At 63.4% G+C, this 18,249-nt stretch carries 19 protein-coding genes and 4 pseudogenes; 12 read left to right on the top strand and 11 right to left on the bottom strand.

The features are described 5' to 3' along the window. On the bottom strand, positions 1 to 673 hold a 673-nt coding region (locus tag E2L06_RS19585; protein ID WP_138783225.1), incomplete at its 3' end, for a CBS domain-containing protein. A 132-nt stretch (positions 674 to 805) separates the two neighbouring features. On the opposite strand from E2L06_RS19585, the gene E2L06_RS22135 reads away from it, so the two are divergent. Continuing rightward, on the top strand, positions 806 to 967 hold the full coding sequence (locus tag E2L06_RS22135; protein ID WP_171052274.1) for a hypothetical protein: 162 nt from the start codon (positions 806 to 808) through the stop codon (positions 965 to 967). A 250-nt stretch (positions 968 to 1,217) separates the two neighbouring features. Beyond that, entirely contained in the window at positions 1,218 to 1,724 is a 507-nt protein-coding gene (locus E2L06_RS19580; protein ID WP_138783224.1) for a hypothetical protein, read from the top strand. A gap of 114 nt (positions 1,725 to 1,838) precedes the next feature. Here E2L06_RS19580 and E2L06_RS22130 read toward each other — a convergent pair whose 3' ends face one another. Continuing rightward, positions 1,839 to 2,012 (bottom strand): hypothetical protein, encoded by a 174-nt coding sequence (locus E2L06_RS22130; RefSeq protein ID WP_171052440.1) that lies wholly within the window; start codon positions 2,010 to 2,012, stop codon positions 1,839 to 1,841. Between the two features lie 494 nt (positions 2,013 to 2,506). On the opposite strand from E2L06_RS22130, the gene E2L06_RS19575 reads away from it, so the two are divergent. From E2L06_RS19575 to E2L06_RS22125, 3 genes are all read left to right on the top strand, one after another. After that, the gene (locus E2L06_RS19575) at positions 2,507 to 2,923 is read left to right on the top strand and encodes a hypothetical protein (protein WP_394348752.1); all 417 of its coding nucleotides are present in this window, start codon (positions 2,507 to 2,509) and stop codon (positions 2,921 to 2,923) included. A 514-nt stretch (positions 2,924 to 3,437) separates the two neighbouring features. Further along, complete coding sequence (locus E2L06_RS19570) at positions 3,438 to 3,944, top strand: hypothetical protein (RefSeq protein ID WP_171052429.1); 507 nt, start codon at positions 3,438 to 3,440, stop codon at positions 3,942 to 3,944. Positions 3,945 to 4,182: 238 nt separating this feature from the next. Then, on the top strand, positions 4,183 to 4,416 hold the full coding sequence (locus E2L06_RS22125) for a plastocyanin/azurin family copper-binding protein (RefSeq protein WP_343192877.1): 234 nt from the start codon (positions 4,183 to 4,185) through the stop codon (positions 4,414 to 4,416). A gap of 234 nt (positions 4,417 to 4,650) precedes the next feature. Here E2L06_RS22125 and E2L06_RS19565 read toward each other — a convergent pair whose 3' ends face one another. Both E2L06_RS19565 and eif1A read right to left on the bottom strand, forming a co-directional pair. Then, on the bottom strand, positions 4,651 to 5,562 hold the full coding sequence (locus E2L06_RS19565) for an alanine--glyoxylate aminotransferase family protein (protein ID WP_138783223.1): 912 nt from the start codon (positions 5,560 to 5,562) through the stop codon (positions 4,651 to 4,653). Between the two features lie 134 nt (positions 5,563 to 5,696). Next, complete coding sequence (gene eif1A / locus E2L06_RS19560; protein ID WP_138783222.1) at positions 5,697 to 5,987, bottom strand: translation initiation factor eIF-1A; 291 nt, start codon at positions 5,985 to 5,987, stop codon at positions 5,697 to 5,699. 144 nt (positions 5,988 to 6,131) lie between these two features. On the opposite strand from eif1A, the gene E2L06_RS19555 reads away from it, so the two are divergent. Beyond that, positions 6,132 to 6,311, top strand: a complete 180-nt coding sequence (locus E2L06_RS19555; protein ID WP_138783221.1) for a hypothetical protein — start codon at positions 6,132 to 6,134, stop codon at positions 6,309 to 6,311. 66 nt (positions 6,312 to 6,377) lie between these two features. After that, positions 6,378 to 6,638, top strand: a complete 261-nt coding sequence (locus E2L06_RS19550) for a hypothetical protein (RefSeq protein WP_138783220.1) — start codon at positions 6,378 to 6,380, stop codon at positions 6,636 to 6,638. A gap of 21 nt (positions 6,639 to 6,659) precedes the next feature. Here E2L06_RS19550 and E2L06_RS19545 read toward each other — a convergent pair. The 5 genes and pseudogenes from E2L06_RS19545 to rnz form a co-directional block, all read right to left on the bottom strand. Continuing rightward, positions 6,660 to 8,633 (bottom strand): annotated as a pseudogene (locus tag E2L06_RS19545) (DUF460 domain-containing protein). 93 nt (positions 8,634 to 8,726) lie between these two features. Then, positions 8,727 to 9,158 carry an ATP-binding protein gene (locus E2L06_RS19540; protein WP_138783219.1) on the bottom strand — a complete coding sequence of 144 codons (432 nt, stop codon included), beginning with the start codon at positions 9,156 to 9,158 and terminating at the stop codon, positions 8,727 to 8,729. 149 nt (positions 9,159 to 9,307) lie between these two features. Further along, positions 9,308 to 10,051, bottom strand: a complete 744-nt coding sequence (locus E2L06_RS19535; protein WP_283241375.1) for a GAF domain-containing protein — start codon at positions 10,049 to 10,051, stop codon at positions 9,308 to 9,310. Between the two features lie 25 nt (positions 10,052 to 10,076). Continuing rightward, positions 10,077 to 10,214 (bottom strand): annotated as a pseudogene (locus E2L06_RS23065) (PAS domain-containing protein); the annotation flags it as partial. 275 nt (positions 10,215 to 10,489) lie between these two features. Then, a pseudogene (rnz, locus tag E2L06_RS19525) lies at positions 10,490 to 11,422 on the bottom strand (ribonuclease Z). A 321-nt stretch (positions 11,423 to 11,743) separates the two neighbouring features. Between rnz and E2L06_RS19520 the strand changes: the two are divergent. The 3 genes and pseudogenes from E2L06_RS19520 to E2L06_RS19510 all read left to right on the top strand — a co-directional run bounded on the left by E2L06_RS19520 (position 11,744) and on the right by E2L06_RS19510 (position 14,442). After that, the gene (locus E2L06_RS19520; RefSeq protein ID WP_138783216.1) at positions 11,744 to 12,841 is read left to right on the top strand and encodes a DUF4179 domain-containing protein; all 1,098 of its coding nucleotides are present in this window, start codon (positions 11,744 to 11,746) and stop codon (positions 12,839 to 12,841) included. A 38-nt stretch (positions 12,842 to 12,879) separates the two neighbouring features. After that, a pseudogene (locus tag E2L06_RS19515) lies at positions 12,880 to 13,883 on the top strand (AAA family ATPase). Positions 13,884 to 14,004: 121 nt separating this feature from the next. Next, the gene (locus E2L06_RS19510) at positions 14,005 to 14,442 is read left to right on the top strand and encodes an acyl-CoA thioesterase (RefSeq protein ID WP_138783215.1); all 438 of its coding nucleotides are present in this window, start codon (positions 14,005 to 14,007) and stop codon (positions 14,440 to 14,442) included. On the opposite strand, the gene E2L06_RS19505 is transcribed toward E2L06_RS19510, so the two are convergent. Beyond that, a complete protein-coding gene (locus tag E2L06_RS19505) occupies positions 14,436 to 15,548 on the bottom strand; it encodes a THUMP domain-containing protein (protein ID WP_138783214.1) in 1,113 nt (370 codons plus the stop codon). The genes E2L06_RS19510 and E2L06_RS19505 overlap by 7 nt on opposite strands. Positions 15,549 to 15,894: 346 nt before the next feature. Between E2L06_RS19505 and E2L06_RS19500 the strand changes: the two genes are divergently transcribed. Together E2L06_RS19500 and E2L06_RS19495 are read left to right on the top strand one after the other, a co-directional pair. Beyond that, positions 15,895 to 16,455 carry a TATA-box-binding protein gene (locus E2L06_RS19500; RefSeq protein WP_005554970.1) on the top strand — a complete coding sequence of 187 codons (561 nt, stop codon included), beginning with the start codon at positions 15,895 to 15,897 and terminating at the stop codon, positions 16,453 to 16,455. A 408-nt stretch (positions 16,456 to 16,863) separates the two neighbouring features. After that, positions 16,864 to 17,271, top strand: coding sequence for a hypothetical protein (locus tag E2L06_RS19495; protein WP_138783240.1), 408 nt, complete (start codon positions 16,864 to 16,866; stop codon positions 17,269 to 17,271). Positions 17,272 to 17,293: 22 nt separating this feature from the next. Here the strand turns inward: E2L06_RS19495 and hisG are convergent, their stop codons facing one another. Further along, on the bottom strand, positions 17,294 to 18,154 hold the full coding sequence (gene hisG, locus E2L06_RS19490) for an ATP phosphoribosyltransferase (RefSeq protein WP_138783213.1): 861 nt from the start codon (positions 18,152 to 18,154) through the stop codon (positions 17,294 to 17,296). Between the last annotated feature and the right edge of the window lie 95 nt (positions 18,155 to 18,249).

The following is an 18,249-nucleotide window of genomic DNA, read 5'->3' as shown; positions in this document are numbered from 1 at the left end:
GGAGCTCGATGTCCCGCGTGGGGAGATAGCGGCTGCCGACGGCCTTGATCCCTTCCCACGACCAGTCGTCGTCCTGATCGCCGAAGTTGTCACCGGTCGACTCCTCGCCCTCGACGATCCGGGCGACGTCGATGATGTCGACTTCCGTGAGAATCCCGCTCATCCGACCGTCGTCGTCGAGCGCTACGGTGTAGGGGACGTTCGCGTAGGATAGTCCCCGTTCGGCGACGGGCAGCGGCGCTCCCTCGTAGGTCGTGTTCACGTCCTCACTGACGTAGGACTCGACGGTGGCGTCGGTCTCCTGGTCGCCCGTCGCGATCGCGTGGATCACGTCCGTCACCGTGACGATTCCCTCGAACTCGCCGTCGACGACGGGCACGCGCCGTGCGCCCGCCTCGACCATCGTCCGGGCGACGGCCTCGAGGCTCGTGTCGGCCGTCGTCGTCGGCACGTCCTCTTCTAAGAGCATGACGAGCTGGTCCTCGTCGGGCTGTTCGATCAGCGTCTCCCGTGTGACCAGCCCGCGGTACTCGAGCCCGTCGTCGGTCGCTTTGACGACCGGCACGGACGAGAACGACTGCTCCTGGAGATACTCGAGCACGTCGGTCCGGGTACCCGGCAGATCGACGGTCACCACGTCCTCGCGAGGCGTCATCGCGTCGGCTACGTTCATATCCCCACCGTACGGCTAAAATGAGTATAAACCCAGTGTTTCACACCCAGGATTGATTCGATTTCCGATCGGTATCGCGAACGGACAGTAAGATCCGATGACTTTATATGGTGGTGGGTGTGGCTCACTATCATGGCAGTATCCCCCAACGCCATGGCGTCCGACGACACTATCGTCGGTTCGATCGATTCGACGGCCGCGAGCGATGAGTACGTCATTGCGGACATCTCTGCCGACGGTGCCTGGCTCTCCATGCAGGCCGAGGACGCACCGACGTTGCCGGCCTGGCGATAACTGGGGTTGGAACGGGATTTTCTTCAGCGAGACCGGTCGCGACATCGATCGTGGCCAAAACCGACAGTTCAACAGTCACGGCTGGCTGCTGTGCTGTCCCGTCTATCCGTTGCTCATATTGTCGGACAGAACGACGTGACGATCGGTCGCGAATTCGCGACCGACTTCGTATTGACTTCTGTCCAACCGTATCACGCTCGAGTCGCGTTCACACCGGTAATCGTTTGGCACTCTGTAAATAGTGTTGCACATGTCGCTCGAGGGACTGTTCGATCAGCTTCCGGATCCGGGATCGCACTCGTTTCCCGACTACTCGCTGCCACGCGGCGAGCCTGTGTTGCCGATCGCGGTCACGCGGTCGGAACTGTCGACGATCCTCGAACTGTACGAGACGTTTCAGGACGTCGATCCGACGGGTCTCGATGCGAATCCGTTTCTCGAGGCGGCGACGACGTATATGCAACAGGCGTTCGGGCTGCCACAGTATCGACCGGACGAGCAGCTCCACGACGATATCGCGGCCATGCTCAATGACTTCTCGGACGACCTCGGGAGCCGATCGATGGGTGTCGTCGACGCAACGCCGGATCACCACCGGACACTGTATTTCTTCCTCGTCAGTTGTCGTGGCTATCACACTGCGCCTCACATTCGGTTCGACCCCGACGAGGCGGCGGTGGAGACGCTGTACGATGTCTACCAGCGGGTGACCGACCAGGACGTGTATCTCAAGCGGCCGTCGTCGTTGTTCGACTGATCAGACCGTCACGAGCGCCGTGGGGTCGTCTGGCTCGTGCAACTGTCGGTTGCTGTGAGAGACTGTGTCGGTCGGCGGACGCTGGAAAAAGAGAGCCGCAGCCGTGCTGGTCGGTCATCGACGCGCCCCTTCACCCAGTGAGGAAGCCCCTGGTGGAATGCGCGTCGCGGGACGCCCCTCCGCGTCAGTCGTCCGGTCTTCACCGAACGCAGGGGAGTGTGCGATCGTCCGCCGGGTCTTTGCGATTCGCTGCGTGCTTGCCGTGACGGTGGCGAGTATTTTACTCATACATGAGTAAAGAGGGACAGCAATTACATAAGTATTTTCGAGAGATGAACGATCGTGTTGGTTCGGCCGTGACGGCCGGCGGCCGCAATATCGGCAGGTACAGCTGGTAGTCGTCGGCGCTGCCGCTGGTGTAGGTGCGACCAGCGTCGCGAAGTCGAGCACCTGTACGTCCGCCCCGTAGCCGATCTCGTCCAGTCGGGTGGCGATCCGTTCGGCCAACTGCCGAAGCAGTCCGCTCGTTGTCCATCGGTGTCCCTTTGTATCCATCGATGGTGGGATGACATCGCCGACGCGCTCCGAAGACGCTCACAGTCCAGCGGCGATGACCTTCTGTCCGATCGTCCCCAACCGAATAACAGTTTTCTTACAGCTCTCTCGGTTTGTCTCCTCACTATTCAGTAGTCTATGGTAGTGCTATATTGTGGTATGTATTACCATAACACTCTAGCTGAAGAAGGTATCAATTTTTATGTTTCGAGGCTAAACGTCCGATGATGGCACAAGACAATCCAGTTTCGCGGCGGACAGCGCTGAAGCTGACGGGTGCGGCCGCATCGACGGCGCTCGTCGCTGGCTGTAGCGGTGGCGGCAACGGCAACGGCAACGGCAACGGCAACGGCAGTAGCGACGGCCCCACGGAGATCTCGGCCGGCACGACGATCGATCTCAATGGGCTGACGGCCGGCTGGGAAGGCATCTCTCCCTCCTCGATCGAAGGCGCGACGAACCCGACGCTCGTCCTCACGGAAGGAGAAACGTACGAGATTGGCTGGTCAACCGGTGACGGCGCCCAGCACAACATCGAAATCCGTGACGACAGCGGCGCGTCGTCAACGACCTCGCGACGGAGGGCACCGCCTCCGAAGAACCCGAAGGTCAGCTCCTCGAGTTCACGGCCAGCAGCGACATGACCACGTACATCTGTAAGTTCCACACGACGACGATGGTCGGCGAGCTGCAGGTCGAAAGTGGCAGCGGTGGCGGCAACGAATCCAGCGAGTAACTCCACAACCAGTTGGGTTACGACACCGAATTCGAACTCTAACGGACATCGAATTCGTCGCTGTTCGTTCCGTTTCTCTCGTATTTTTCCGCCAACACTGGATGACCGCCGATAGCGAATGCGGTCGCGGCTCTTCTCCCCCATTTAATACAGGAATAAACACGTTCAAATTTTCGCCACCAACTACAGAATACGACTGGTTCCGATCAGCGGACCCGTCAAACGTGTTGCGAACGGATTTCACTGCCTCGAGTGCGGTTCCCCTCTGAGAGAGCGCAATCCGCGATGATACGGCCAGCAGTGAGCTGGTGACGTCCCGCTGTGAACCCCACTGCAGATGGAAGACAAGGGCGCGCGGCCGAATATATTTACATATCAACCTATCAGGAAGACTTATACTATCAGCGAGGAAGTGATCGAACATGTCTGATGAGAAGAATTCCCGCACCCGTCGAACAGTACTTCAACTCGCTGGCGTCGCGATTGCAGGAGGGTCACTCGCGGGCTGTCTGGACGATAGTACCAGTAACAACGCGGCTGCGTCACCGACCGATGACTCAGACGGCAACAGCACCGATGCCAGTAACGGTGCGGACGCAGCCGATGGTGACGCTGCTGAGGACAGCAGTGATGGCGAGAGTGCTGAGGCGGCGCAGGGTATCGCAATCGATCCCGGCACGACGTTCGAGTTCGACGGACAGACGACTGGCTGGGAAGGCATCGCACCTTCCTCGATCGAAGGGACGACGAACCCGACGCTCGTCCTCCAAGAAGGAGAAACGTACGAGCTGGGCTGGACGGTCGGTGACGGTGCCTACCACAACATCGAAATCCGTAACGCAGACGGCGAGGTCGTCAACGACCTCGCGACGAGAGAGCCGTTGAGCCCGACCACCAGCGGCTCGAGTTCGAGGTCAGCAGCGAGATGACCACGTACACCTGTCAGTTCCACACGACGACGATGGTCGGCGAAATCGTGGTCGTGGACAGTGACGGGACGGTGGTAGAGTCGGATACAGCCACTGACGACGACACGGAGGAGACCACGGATACTGCCGGGGAGCAAATCGAACTCGAGCCCGGAGCGGACATCCGGTTCAGCGGCCAGACGGCTCACTGGGAGGGACTCGCGCCGTCCGCACTCGAGGCGTCGAAAATCCAACACTCGTGCTGCAGGAAGGCGAGCGATACTCGATCGGCTGGACTGAGGGCGACGGTGCTGCGCACAACCTACAGATCCGCAACGACAGCGACGAGGTCGTCGACGACCTCACGACGGGCGATCCCGTCACGGATCCTGGCGAGCAACAGCTCCTCGAATTTACCGCCAGGAGTGAGATGACTACGTACGCCTGTCACCCACACGAGATCACGATGATCGGTTCCATTCAGGTCGAATAACGGCCGGCGATTCGAAACCGAACGCTCGAGCGCAGATTACAACCCGGCGACGTCCTCGATCGCGTCGGTGAGTTCCTTGATGCTCTCGAGGTCGTGTTCGCCCATGTGGCCGATGCGGAACGTCTTCTCGCCGAGCTGTGAGCCGTAGCCGTTCGAGAAGACGAAGTCGTACTCTTCGCTGACGGTCTCGATGGTTTCCGCGACATCGATGCCCTGCGTGTTTCTCGATACAGCTCACCGTCTGGGACTCGTAGCCCTCTTCGGGGAACATATCGAAGTGTTCGCGGGCCCACTCGCGGTGTATTCGGCCATCTCGCGGTGACGCTCGTCGCGGGCCTCGTGGCCCTCCTCGAGCATGTGTTTCATCTGCTTGCGGTAGGCCAGCATGATCGGGATCGCGGGCGTGGAGTGGGTCTGGCCTTTGCGCTCGTAGTAGTCGATCGTGCGCTGGAAGCCGCCGTACCACGACGCCGAATCTTTCTCGAGTTCGCGCTCGTAGGCGTCGTCGCTGACGACACAAATCGCCAGGCCCGGCGGCATGGCGAAGGCCTTCTGTGAGGAAGCGAAGATCACGTCGATGTTGTGCTCGTCGATGTCGACGTAGTCGCCACCCAGCGAGGAGACGGCGTCGACGACGAAGTAGGTATCAGGGTATTCGGCGACCACGTCGCCGATCTCCTCGATTGGGTTGCGTACGCCCGTCGAACTCTCGTTCATGACGGTCGCGACCACGTCGTAGTCGGTATCGCTTTCCTCGAGTTCCGCGCGGATGTCCTCGGCTTGATGGCCTGGCCCCATTCGTACTCGAGGCGGTCGACGTTTTTGCCCAGTCGCTCGGCGACGTTGGCGGCGCTCACTGAAGCTGCCACAGGTCGGGACGAGGATGTTCTCGTCGACGAGGTTGAGCGTCGACGCCTCCCAGAACTCCGTGCCCGAACCCGTGAGGATGACGACCTCGTTGTCGGTGCCGAGGAACTCCTTCGTGTCCTCGACGATGGTCGTATAGAGGTCGGTCATCCGGTCCATGCGGTGGCCGAACATCGGCTCGCACATCGACTCGATGACGTCGTCGCGTACTTCAGTCGGCCCCGGGATATACAGCGTTTTGTCGGGATAGTCGTCTTTGTATTCCTGTTTCTTGGTCACGGAAACCACCTAAGTACGCTCCACTGGGTCACGAGGTGGTATGGTACTTTTGATACCGCACCGGAACCGGGTTGCGTGGTCGAACTCTCGCAACTGCGTTCGTCCCGGACGAAGCACTGCAAAACGAGCGTCGATTACTGAATGTGACCTTCGCGACGGAGCTGGTCGGCTTCGCTCTTTTCGTAGCGCCAGGTGATGTCGGCCTTTTCGTCCTGCCAGTCCCAGGGTTCGACGAGGACGACGTCGTCCTCGCGGATCCAGATGCGTTTTTGCATCTTGCCGGGAATGCGTGCGGTGCGCTCTTTCCCGTCAGCACAGCGTACTTTCACGCGATTCGCCCCGAGCATGTTCGTGACGGTCGCGAAGACCTCGTCGCCCTCGGGCATCCGGAGGTTCTTCCGACCGCCATCTCCGTCGTCGCTCATGGCCGCGGCTTCGCGTTCAAGCGGTTTAACCCTTTATTGTCTTGATCCGCCCGTCACCCGATGCGACCGTCCCAGCTCGGTGTGCCGTCTCGAGCAGGACGTGGAACCACGCTGCTTATTTCGCTTGGCTCTCGACGCGTGGATATGTTACGAAACCTCGGTGCGGTCGGCGTCGTCGGAATCGTGCTCTTGCTCGCCGGCATCGCACTCGTCGCGTACGAGAGTCTCTTGATCGCCGCGGGGATGGCCCTCATCCTCGCTGGCCTCGGACTGGTCGTCAAATCCCTGATCTCGGGGATGCTCCAGAGCTTCGGGATGTTCTGATCGCTCGAACGAGCGCGACTCGAACACCGGGTCAAGCGTTTTGCCCCTACGTCGCGTATCGACCGTATGGAATACACGCTCCAGTACTACGACCTCGTCTTGAGCGGTATCGGAGCGAGCCTCGGGCTCGGTGCGCTCATCGGTTACGCGACCGCCGTCTCGTTTTTGGCTGCGATCGTCGGCTTCGGCGTCGTCGCGATCGCGCTCATCACCCACGCGCTGTTCATCAACGGGCCGGTCGACGACACCGAGGACCTGACCGAGGAGGTCGCCCTCGAGGAGGTGCCACAGGTGTTGTCGCCGATAGAAGCCGGTCCCGAGACGTAACGGACGGCGACTCGAACCCGGTCAGACCTCGTTGTTCCCGGCGGTGCTCGCTGATGAGCTGGTCGACCATCGCGGCTTTCCGATCCCGTTTCCGGGCTTCGGCGCGCTCGTGCCAGTCGTCGATGACTGCTTCGACGTCGTCCTCGCGGGCGACGGCGAGTTCGTCGACTTCCTGCATGGCGACGTCGTCGGCGGGACCGACCGGGATCTCGGCGTCGAAGAGGATCTCGTCGGCGATCTCCGAGAGGCCGCCGTCTTTGAGGATCACGCGGGGCTCGAACTCGGCCACGAGCTCGGCCGTCGACCGACCCGCGCCGCTCGCGTCCCGGATGTAGACCACGTCCCCCTGGCGATGCCGTACTGGTCGTCGGCCTCGCGGATCGCGCCCTTCGTGAACTTCTCGACGACCTTGACCGGGACCAGCCCCTCTTTCTTCGCGGAGACGTCGCTGAAGTTTCGAGTGATCGAGCTTCCAGAGGGCCTTCATCCGCTCGACTTTCTTCTCGAGTTGCTCGACCGTCTCGCGGGCCTCGTCGCGCTCGCGCTCGAGCCGGTTCGCTTTCCGCTCTAAGCGGCTCACCTCGCGGTCTTTGCGGACTTCCTTGCGCTCCTGGCGGCGGGCTCCGCTGAGGCTATTTTCGAGTTCGTTGATCCGTTCGTCGCGGTCCTCGACGCGCCCTTCGAGGGTATCGACGTGTGATTTGAGGCGTTCGACCTGGCGCTCGAGGGATTTGATCCGCTTTTCTTCGGCGGTGAGTTCGCGGGGTTCGTGTTCGGTCGCGTCGTCGTCGCTGTCGCCCTCGTCGTCGCGCAGGTCCCGCAGGACGGCCTCGACGCTCTCCTCGCCGGCGACGACGCGGGGGTGACTTCGCCGCGATCCATGCCCGGCGGGAGCTTGGCGGCGATCCGCTCGAACTGGTCTTCGTGGGCGTCGAGGGCATAGAGTGCGGCGGCCATCGCGTCGCGCTGGGTGTCGTTCTCGTACGGATGCTCGCGCGTGCGATGTTGTTTCTCGTCGATCGGCAGATCCCGCGTGGGCGTCCAGCCCGCGGCGTCGAAGCTCCGGCGGAACTTCTCGACGGTTTCGGGGATCGGCGTCACGTCGGCCGCGACGATAATCGGCCGGCCGCGCTCGACGATCCACTCGATCACTTCGGCGGTGTCGCTGGTCCGAGAACTCCAGACGTCCAGTACCTCCCCCTCGAGACCGACGATGGCGACGGCGGTCGTCGTCCCGGGATCGATCCCGACGATGACGTGATCGCGGCGTTTGACCAGCGGCCGGAATTCGATGCCGTCGCGGCGCTCGCGTTCGATCTCGACGCGAACGTCACCAGACCGGTTGCGCGAGACGGGGATATCGCTCGGTCGCGCTTCGACGGTGAAGACGGCGTTGGCGAAGCCGCCGTAGGCCTCGCGGACGTCGCGCTCGTATGCGAGGTTCGCCTCCTCGAGGGCGGACTCGACCTCGCGGGCCCGTTTCCGCACGGAGCCGTGGATGCGGCGGGTGTAGCGATCCTCGCTCCAGCCGCCGCTGCCGGTCGAGCGCCCCCGGGAGACCTTGACCTCCGTCGTGTCGGTAAAGGCCGACACTTCGTGGCCGACGTTGTGGGCGGCCAGCCGGGCCGCGGCCTCGGCTTCTTTCATCGGCTCTTTGCCGTATGGGATGCCGTGGCGTTTCGCGACGCGAGACAGCGGTTCGGGCTGTTCGGCACCCGTCACCTGGACGAGCCGCGTCTCGGCGGGCAGCGAGCCAAGAAAGTGGATCAGCTGGTCTTTGTCGGCGGCGAGTTCGTACATGTTGTCGGTCGCGACGATCGCCGGCTCCTCGTCGTCGATCAACCGCCTGAGTTTCCGGTGGGAGACGACGTCCCGGGTGACGTCGTCGCCGTCGTAAACCGCCAGTGCGTACGATGGCGCGTCACCGCGCACGTCACCGCTCTGAATGTCGACACCGAAGACGACCGCATCGAGCGCACTCGTTCGCGTACTCACAGGAGCCTCTAGGAACGAGTCAGCTATAAATCCGGCGCGGCCTCGCGTGGCTCCGTGGCGGCGGTCGTCGTGAGAGACAGGTCCGATCGTCGCTCAGGCGAACTCGACATCAGCGAACTCGAACCGGGCACCGCCATCGCGACCCTCGGTCGCTCGCGTCTGCCAGCCGTGGGCGCTGGCGATCTGGCTGACGATCGCCAGCCCGAACCCGGTACCGTCCGCTGAGTCCGTGTAGCCGGTCTCGAAAAACCCGATCTCGCTTCGACGCGGGGATCCCGCGACCGTCGTCTTCGACGTAGAACCCGACTTCGTCGTCGAGTCGGCCGACCCGTACCGTAATCTCCGGCGTGCCGTGCTCGGTATCGTCCTGACGACCGTGCGCGCGGCGTTAGAAAAGAGGTTCTCGAAGACGTGCTCGAGACGGTCGCGGTCGCCGTCGACGCGGAACCGATCCTCGAGCCGAAGGTAAGCGTCGGGTGTGTCGATCCGCTTCCAGCAACGTTCTGCGAGGCTGTCGACGGCCATGGCTCGGTCTCACCGACGACGTTGCCCTGTCTGGCCAGTGTCAGCGTCGACTCGACGATCGTTTTCATCCGCTCGAGGCGTCGTCGATCGCCTCGAGGTTCTCCTGCCCGTTCCCCTCTTGGGCGAGCTCGAGATGACCTGGGCGACGTTCAGCGATTCCGGAGATCGTGGAGACGACGCCGCTGAACTCGTCGAGGCGTTCGATCTGTCGTTCGAGTTCGTGTTCGTGATGGAGGCGATCGAGAATGGTCTCGGCGTTGGCTGCGAGACTCGAGGCGATGTCGATCGGGCCGATCGAAGGCACCGACTGCGCGCTCGAGGACGCTGAGCACGCCGTACTCGCCGATGGGGATGTACATCGCCCCGCGGGCGTCGCCACGATCGTAGCCGTCGTCGAGGTCGCGGACATCGTCGTGATACTCCGGTTCGCCTCGCTTGTAGACGCGTGTCACCGGCGTTTCCTCGTCGATCGGGTAGTCCGGTCGCTCGCCCAGGTCGATCCCGTCGCTCTCAGCGAGGGCAACCGGCCGGAGGAGGCGTCCGCCCTCGACGATCCGGAATACGCTACTCTCGTAGCCGAAGAGGTTCGTCGCAGCGGTCGCGACGAGTTCGGCGACCGCTTCCGTCGTTTCGGCCTCCATCAACTCCCGTGTCGCCGTGCGGAGCCTCGTGACCTGTCGGTGGTGTTCCCGTCGTTCGGTCGCGTCGCGGACGACTGCTACGACGGGTGTTACCTCAGTGTCGATCGGGCTCAGACTGACATCGACGGGAATCGTCGATCCGTCGGCGTGGCGGCCCCTGAGCTCGAGGCCGACGCCCATCGGTCGCCGCGACGGATTTGCCAGAAACGCGTCTCGTTGGTCGACGTGTGTCTCGCGGATGTCCTTCGGCACGAGTCGCTCGCGCGGTCGCCGACGATGTCCGCGGCTCGTAGCCGAAGAGGTCTCGAATTCGATCGTTCGCGTACGTGATCTCCCCACCCTCGTTGACGGTGATGACCGCGTCCGGCGCTGCGTTCAGCAACGCAGTCGCGGTGTACTGCGGTGACTCCGTCATTTTCCAACTCACTCATCGACTAGTTGATAAAAGTCTGACGGAAGTAGCGTACGTGATATCGTCTCTCACAGCGGTGGAAGCGCTGATCTGTGCGCCATGCTGGAACGGATCCGCTTCGCCTTCGGGCGATCGTATCAGTATCAGTATCAGAGCTATCGCCGCCACTGATAGTTAGTGCCGAGGTCGGATGACCGCCGGCGAGCAGTGTGTCGATCGGTTTTCCGGTCGGCCCTCGTCAGTGGGACGGTCGCTGTCGCCCGCCGGTTCGGGACCGGTTACGCGTCGCCGTCGGGATAGGAGAGCTCGAGTTTCTGCCCGTCGTCGGGGACGCACACGTTCTCGGCGTCGCCCGCGAAGACCTCGCGGGCCTGGCGTTCGTGTCGTCGGTGTACCCGGGTACCGCGGAGGACAGATGCATCAGTGCGAGCCGGTCCACGCCGGCCCGGTTGGCGATCTCGGCAGCCTGACGGGCCGTCGAGTGGCGGTGTCGGTCGCCCGATCGGCCATGTCGTCGGCGAAGGTCGCGTCGTGGATCAACAGATCGGGCTCGTCGGCGATGGCGATCGTCGCCTCCGCGGGCGGGTGTCGCCGGTGTAGACGATCGACCGGCCGGGGCGGGGCTCGCCGACGACTTGCTCGGGGTCGACAGCGGTGCCGTCCTCGAGTTCGACGGACTGGCCCTCGTGAAGTTTCGAGAACTTCGGGCCGACAGGGACACCCAGTTCCTCGGCGCGTTCGCGGTCGAACCGGCCCTTACGGTCGTCTCGACGAGCGCGTAGCCAACCGAGTTGGTGTCGTGGTCGGTGCCGAACGCGCGCACCTCGTACTCGTCGGCACGGTAGGCGACGTCGCCGCCGCCGACTTCGTTGATCCGCACGGGAAACGCCGGGCGGTTCCCGAGGGCGTTGATCAGCGACTTGAGCTGGCGACGCGTGCCCTGTGGCGTGTGAATCGCCAGCGGCTCCGTCCGATCGTTGAACGCCATCGTCTCGAGCAGTCCCGGAATCCCGAGACTGATCGCCGTGAAGGTGCGTGACGAACAGTGCGAGACCGAAAAGCCGGTCCCAAAGCGCATCATCTGGCGCTGGGTTCCCTCGCCGGCATCGAACAACAGTCCTCGCCCTCACGGGCGATGAAGACGCTGCTTGGATTCCGTTCGGTCGTCGGAATCGCCCCGGCCTCCCCAGAAACGTCACGCACAGTGGCATCGATCCATGCTCGGCGGGCCGTAGCTAACCGGCTTCGGATCGTGAGTGTCGCTGGGCTGTATCTCCATCCCAGCGGCTCGAGTCGGGCGGATTCCAGCCCTATTTCCGTGGTAGGGTCGCCCAAACGACCTGTCGGCTGTGCTTACTGGCCGGCGGATCGGGCGGGTCGTCTCTGAACGCGCGTTTCTGACGGCAGGTACCGTCGCTGAGATGTCGTGATGGCCGAGGATCGTGCCCCTGTCTTCGACTGGCTCACCGACCTGCGACGGTCGGCGCGTTTTACGGTCGTCGAACCCGAACACCGGGACGACGACACCTCCAATGAGCTCGAGAGTGACGTTCAGCACGCTCAAGCGGATCGGCGCGATCGTGATCGCGATCGCGATCGTCATCGCAGCCGGGATCCTCGTCGGGCAGGCACCTGCCATCTTCGGCGTCGAGGAACCACCAGAGGCGTCGATCACGTTCGACGACCAGCGGGGCGACGGCACCAGCGTCACGATCCAGGAGGTGACCCTCTCGGACGGCGGCTACGTCGTCATCACCGACGGCGGTGACGTGCCACTTGCCGTCTCAGATCGGCTCGAGGCTGGCACCCACGAGAACGTGACCATCGAGCGTGAGGACGACGCGTCCCGCGAGCTCGTCGGACAGCTCACCGCGACAGTCCATCAGGATACGGCCTCCCAGGAGGGCTACGCCTACGAGACAACCGATGGCGAAGAGGACCAGCCCTATCTCGAGGACGGGTTCCCGGTCAGCGCCACCGCGACGGTGTTGAGCGGCGACAGCGCGGGTAGCAATTCGTTCGTCGTCGAATCGATCGACGCGCCGTCGTCGGCGACCACCAACGAGACGATCTCGGTGAGCGCCCGGATCCGCAATCCGACCGAGTTCCAAGCCCAACAGCCCGTCGCGGTTCGAATCGGCGGGGCCGTCTTCGCTCGTCAGATGTTCGAACTCGAGCCCGGCGAAGTCCGGAACGTGACCTTCGAGACGGAGACGAACGGCGCGCCACCTGGCAACCAGTCGATCGGCGTCTTCACCGACGACGACGGCGAACTCAGTCGGATCGACCTCGAGTTCCACACCGAGCCGAACGTCGCGGTCGACGCCGCGGGCAACGACAGCGTGACGGTCTCCGCGGCGATTCCCGAGGAGGGGGTCGTTGCACTCGAGCGCGACGGGTCGGTCGTCGGGACGAGCGAGCGACTCGAGCCCGGCGAGCACGAGAACGTCACCGTCGACGTAGACGATGACGTCTCGTTCGACGCGGACGACGAACTGACGGTGACCCTCTACGCGGGCGACCCCGGTGACGTCGAGTCGGCGTCGCCGCTCGAGTTTGAGGGCGAGCCGGTACGGACGTCGTTCACGTTCGGGGTCGTGGCCGACGAGTCCGGTGACGGCGACGAGTAACCGACCGATTCTTACCCGCCCGATCCTAGCCGCTGGCGATGGACGCGCCGCTGTGGACCGAAACCCACGCCCCGGAGCTGGCCGAGTTGCCACAGGACGACGCTCGTGAGTACCTCGAACGGGCCGTCGCAGAGCCGATCAACCTCCTCCTGCAGGGGCCACCCGGGAGCGGGAAGACGGCCGCAGCGCGCGCACTGGCCCGCGAGGCCCACGCCGATCCGGACAACGATTTCGTCGAGATCAACGTCGCCGACTTCTTCGGGCGGACCAAAACCGAGATCAAGAACGACCCCCGGTTCGAGCACTTCCTCGTCGGCCGCTCGTCGATGTCCAAACGGACATGATCAACCACGTCCTCAAGAATCCGCGAGCTACGCCCCGTCTCGGGCGGCTACACTACGATCTTGCTCGACAACGCCGAGAACGTCCGCGAGGACTTCCAGCAGGCGTTGCGCCGGATCATGGAACAACACCACCGGACGACCCAGTTCATCGTCGCGACCCGCCAGCCCACCAAGCTCATCCCCCCGATCCGCTCGCGGTGTTTCCCCGTCTCCTTCCCGTCGCCGACCAGTGGGGAGATCGTGACCGTCCTCGAGCGCATCGTCGAGCGCGAGGGCGTCGACTACGACGCCGACGGCCTCGAGTTCGTCGCGGGCTACGCCGATGGCAACCTCCGGCAGGCGATCCTGGCGGCCCAGACGACCGTCGAGGACGAAGGCGAGCTCACGATGAGCGCGGCCTACGAGACGCTCGGCGATGTCGGCCTCGAAGACGAGATCGAGTCGATGCTCGACGACGCCGAGGCCGGCGCGTTCACCGACGCCCGGTCGACGCTCGACGACCTGCTCGTCGACGAGGGCCTCGACGGGACCGAGGTCGTCGAGTCGATCCTCGAGGTGGCCCGTACGCGCTATCAGGGGCACAACTGGCGCGGGTCCACTGGCTCGCTGCCGACGTCGAGTTCGAGATGCACGAGGGGACCAGCGACCGCGTCCACGTCTCACACTTGCTGGCCGAACTGGGTCGCAACGCTGAATAGCCGACTCTCGCTTCGTGATACTGCCGGACGACACGATTCACACGGCGATCGCGTGTTCACTGACTGTTGTCCGACAGTATGATCGAAGCACCTTTCTCCGCGCTGTGGGTGAACACGCTGTATGCCAACGGTTCGTGAGACGCACATCGAGAATCGCTTTCGCGTGCAGCCAAACCATGCGAACAGCAACGGCACGCTCCACGGCGGCAACCTGATGAAGTGGCTCGACGAGCTCGCCGGCATGGCGGCGATGCGATTCGCCGGCGAGACTTGCGTCACCGCACAGGTCAACAGCCTCGCGTTCGAACGCCCGATCCAGATCGGCGACACGGCACTGGTCGAGGCCTACGTCTACGACGCGGGGAAAACGAGCGTCCACGTCGCATTACGGGCCAAACGCGAGAATCCACGAACCGGCGAGACCGAAAAGACGACCGAATCCTCGTTTACCTTCGTCGCGATCGACGAGGACGGCTCACCGGTTCAGGTTCCCGATCTCACCGTCGACACGGAGGAAGGTGAACGGCTTCGTCAGCGCGCGATCGAGGCCGACTACTGACCCTGCCCGGCGGGGTCGCCGTCGCTGTGACGATCTTCGAGCACCATCACGTATCGCGTCAGCGACCGATGCACGCGGCGTTCGAAGACTGACTCGATCTCCCAGCCGGCCGCCCGGGCCTCGCTCGCCCACGAGCGATCGGCGACGACGACCGTTCGCGAGGCTACCCGCCGAGCTTCGCTGAGCGCGCCCGCGACGAGGTCCTCGAGCCGGTGGGTATCGATCTTCGACTGGCGGCCGTAGGGGGCGTCGAAGACGACGCCGTCGACCGCGTCGTCGACCAAGGGGAGTCTGGTCGCATCGCCACGGCCGACGTGCCACGTTCCGCGGTCGCAGCCGGTCGGTGAGGGGTCGTCGCGCGCGAGGAAGTGCCGTAAGTTCGTCTGCGCGCCCTCGGCCATCTTCGCCTGCGCGTCGGTCCCGATCACGTCCGCACCGACGAGGCCGGCCTCGACGAGGACGCCGCCGGTGCCACACATCGGGTCCAGAATCGTCCGTCCTGGTTGCGCACCAGCGATGTTCGCGACGGCGCGAGCCAACAGCGGATCCATGCTGCCGGGCTGGAAGAAGGGTTTGTCCGTCGGGGCGCGCGTCCCGAAATCGCGGACGCTCTCGGCTGCGAGCCAGCCGATCGCACTGGCCGAGACCTGCTCGCCTGTGGTCCCTTCATCGCCCTCGAGCGGTTCGAGTATGCTGGCGTCTCCGCTCTCGAATGTCCCCTCAGCAAAGACGACTCGCAGACAGTGGTCGGGGTCGTCGAGATCCACCGTGAAGCCGCGATCGACCAGGATCTGTCCCAGTTCACGCTCCGCGCGCTCGGTGCTTATGCCGCTCGAGCCGTGGACGTCGGTCGCCCGCACCGCGACCGTCCCCTCTCGTTCGATCGGTGCGGTCTCGAGGACCGCGCGAGCGCTCGCGATGTCGGCGTCGCCGCGGCCGAGCAGCTCGCTGGCGCGGTGGGTATAGGCGAGCCCACGGACGCGCTCGGGAACGATCGTCTTCGCGACGGCGAGTCCTGGTGCGATTCGAGCAACGCCGGTCGCGGCGTGTGCCGCTTCACGGGCCGCGAACGCGTCGTCCTCGCCACCTAACTCGAGCAGATACACGGTCGATGGTCACTTCGGGTCGGCTATGAGCCTACCGCTTTTCGTAAACGACACCCCACTACGGCTTCGGTTTGCGTCCCGCCGTGTTGCCGTTCGTCGGCGGCTCATGGCACTCGTTTGCCATTTACTACTGGACAGCAGTCAATACGCGCCGGTCGCGAATTTGCGGCCGACTGCACGTCGGTCTGTCCGGCAGTAACTGTCTGCTTTCCGGAGAGTGTCGCTGCGTTTGATCTCCTGCACCCAAAAATCAGGGCGTTCTGGACCGGTACCGGTGTATGAACCGGATATATCAGGTGTCGGCACCAACCTTTATAAACCTTAAATACGTCTTTTTAAGCGACTAATGACGGATCCGAAGGACACTATCAACATCGAAAACGTGGTGGCGTCGACCGGTATCGGACAGGAACTCGATCTTCAGAGCGTCGCGATGGACCTCGAGGGTGCCGATTACGACCCCGAGCAGTTCCCCGGTCTCGTCTACCGAACGCAGAATCCCAAATCCGCCGCGTTGATCTTCCGGTCGGGGAAGATCGTCTGTACCGGCGCGAAAAGCACCGACGACGTCCACGAGAGCCTGCGGATCGTCTTCGACAAGCTTCGTGAACTCCAGATTCAGGTCAACGAAGACCCAGAGATCGTCGTCCAGAACATCGTCACCTCGGCCGACCTGGGCCGCAACCTCAACCTGAACGCGATCGCCATCGGGCTCGGCTTAGAGAACATCGAGTACGAACCCGAGCAGTTCCCCGGCCTCGTCTACCGACTCGACGAACCCGAAGTCGTCGCGCTGCTCTTTGGCTCGGGCAAACTCGTGATCACTGGGGGCAAAAAGCCAAAAGATGCCGAGCACGCCGTCGACAAGATCGTCTCCCGCCTCGAGGATCTGGGGCTGCTCGAGTAACGCCGTCCGCGTTCGGTTTCACTCGAGGCGACGCCACCAGCGTCAGTCCGTTCATACTGCCGGCCAACACGGTTCACACGCCGCTCGCACGCGAGCTACGACGGTCTCCACGGACTGTTGTCCGACAGTTGCAGCGACGTATCGCCGGTGACCGACTGCCGTCGGTCACGCACCCGCGACCGTCCGCTTTTACTACTTTTCAAGAGTGATGACGTACCGCCGTTCGGAACTGTCTCGAGGATCGTTCGCAGTCACTTCCGTATCGATCACCCGAATAATCGTTACTTTATCCGGATTATCGACCGTTCATTCCGGCCGCAGAGCGGCTTACTGGCCTGAATCGGGCCATAGTAAGTGAAACGACCGACTCCGTTTATCCGGTGTCTCGTCGCTGACTCTCACGTGCCCATGACGATCAACTCTGATCGATCGCTCGCCGTTTCGGATCGATTTCACCTCGGTAACGACGGCGTGATCGATCGCCGTTCGCTCCCACGCGAGACGATCGACCGTATCGTCGACAACGACCGACGGCGTGGGGTGCTTCGCTGCGTGCTCGCAGCCGACGAGCTGATTTCGGTCCAGCGGCTCGTCGCCCAACTTGCCGACGCCGAATACGATCCCACGGTCGGGACGCCGATCCACCAGCTCCGCCAGCGGATCCACGTCTCGCTGTGTCGGACGCATCTGCCGCTGCTCGAGGAACACGATATCGTTCGCTACGACCGGGCGCGAAGCCTCGTCGGGCCAGCGGTAAACGTCTCGGCGTTCGAATCCCTGCTCGAGTCCGAGTCGCTCGAGCAGTCGGTACAATAATCCGCGCCGCGCTCGCCCGTGATTACTCGACGAGACGCTCGATCTCGGTCACCAAAATGTCGCTCGCACCGGCCGCTTTGACGTCCGTGATCGTCTCGAAGACGTCCGTCTCGTTGACGACGGCGTGTACCGCGACCTTCCCGTCGCCGTCCGTTTCATCGGCGATGTCCATGACCGTCGGGCCGCCAAGACCTGGGATGACGTCGCGGACGTCGTCGAGTTCGGCTCGTGGCACGTTCATCATCAGGTAGCGCTTGCCCTCGGCGTGTTTGACCGAGGACAGCGCGGTCCTGACCTCCCCGACTTTCGGTTCATCGAGGACGTCGTCGCGGCCGAACAGCCGCACCGAACTCGAGAGGACTTCGTCGACGATGGCCAGCCGGTTCATTTTCAGCGTGGTACCGGTGCTCGTGATGTCGACGATGGCGTCGGCCATCTCGACGTGGGGGGTAAGTTCCGTCGCGCCCGAGACCTCGACAATGTCGGGTTCGACGCCGGTGTCAGCGAAGAAATCGGCGGTGATGTTCGGGAACTCGGTGGCAACGATCTTGCCAGCCAGATCGTCGACGGACGTGATGTCTCCGTCTTCGGGCGCTGCGAGGACGAGCCGACAGCGCCCGAACTCGAGGTCGAGCAACTCTGCGACGTTGTCCACGCGGGCCTCACAGACCTGGTCGAAGCCGGTGATCCCCAGATCGGCCGCGCCGTCGGCGACGTACTCCGGGATATCGGCTGCGCGGGCGAACAACACAGTGACATCGGGATCGACCGTATCGGCGTAGAGTTTCCGGTCGGCTCCGTTCTCGAGATGGAGCCCCGCCCGCTCTAAGAGATCGATCGTCGGCTCGTGCAGGCGGCCCTTGTTGGGAACGGCGATTCGCATGTGACACCGTTTGGATTGCAGTGGGGAATTGTCTTTTCATCCGGGCAAACGGTCGGCGTCGCCGACGGCGTGGACCTCGCTCGAGCCGTGGGTCG

This window comes from Haloterrigena sp. H1 (genome assembly GCF_005938085.1).
Classification (GTDB): domain Archaea; phylum Halobacteriota; class Halobacteria; order Halobacteriales; family Natrialbaceae; genus Natrinema.
This window is presented reverse-complemented; position numbering and strand designations above follow the sequence as displayed.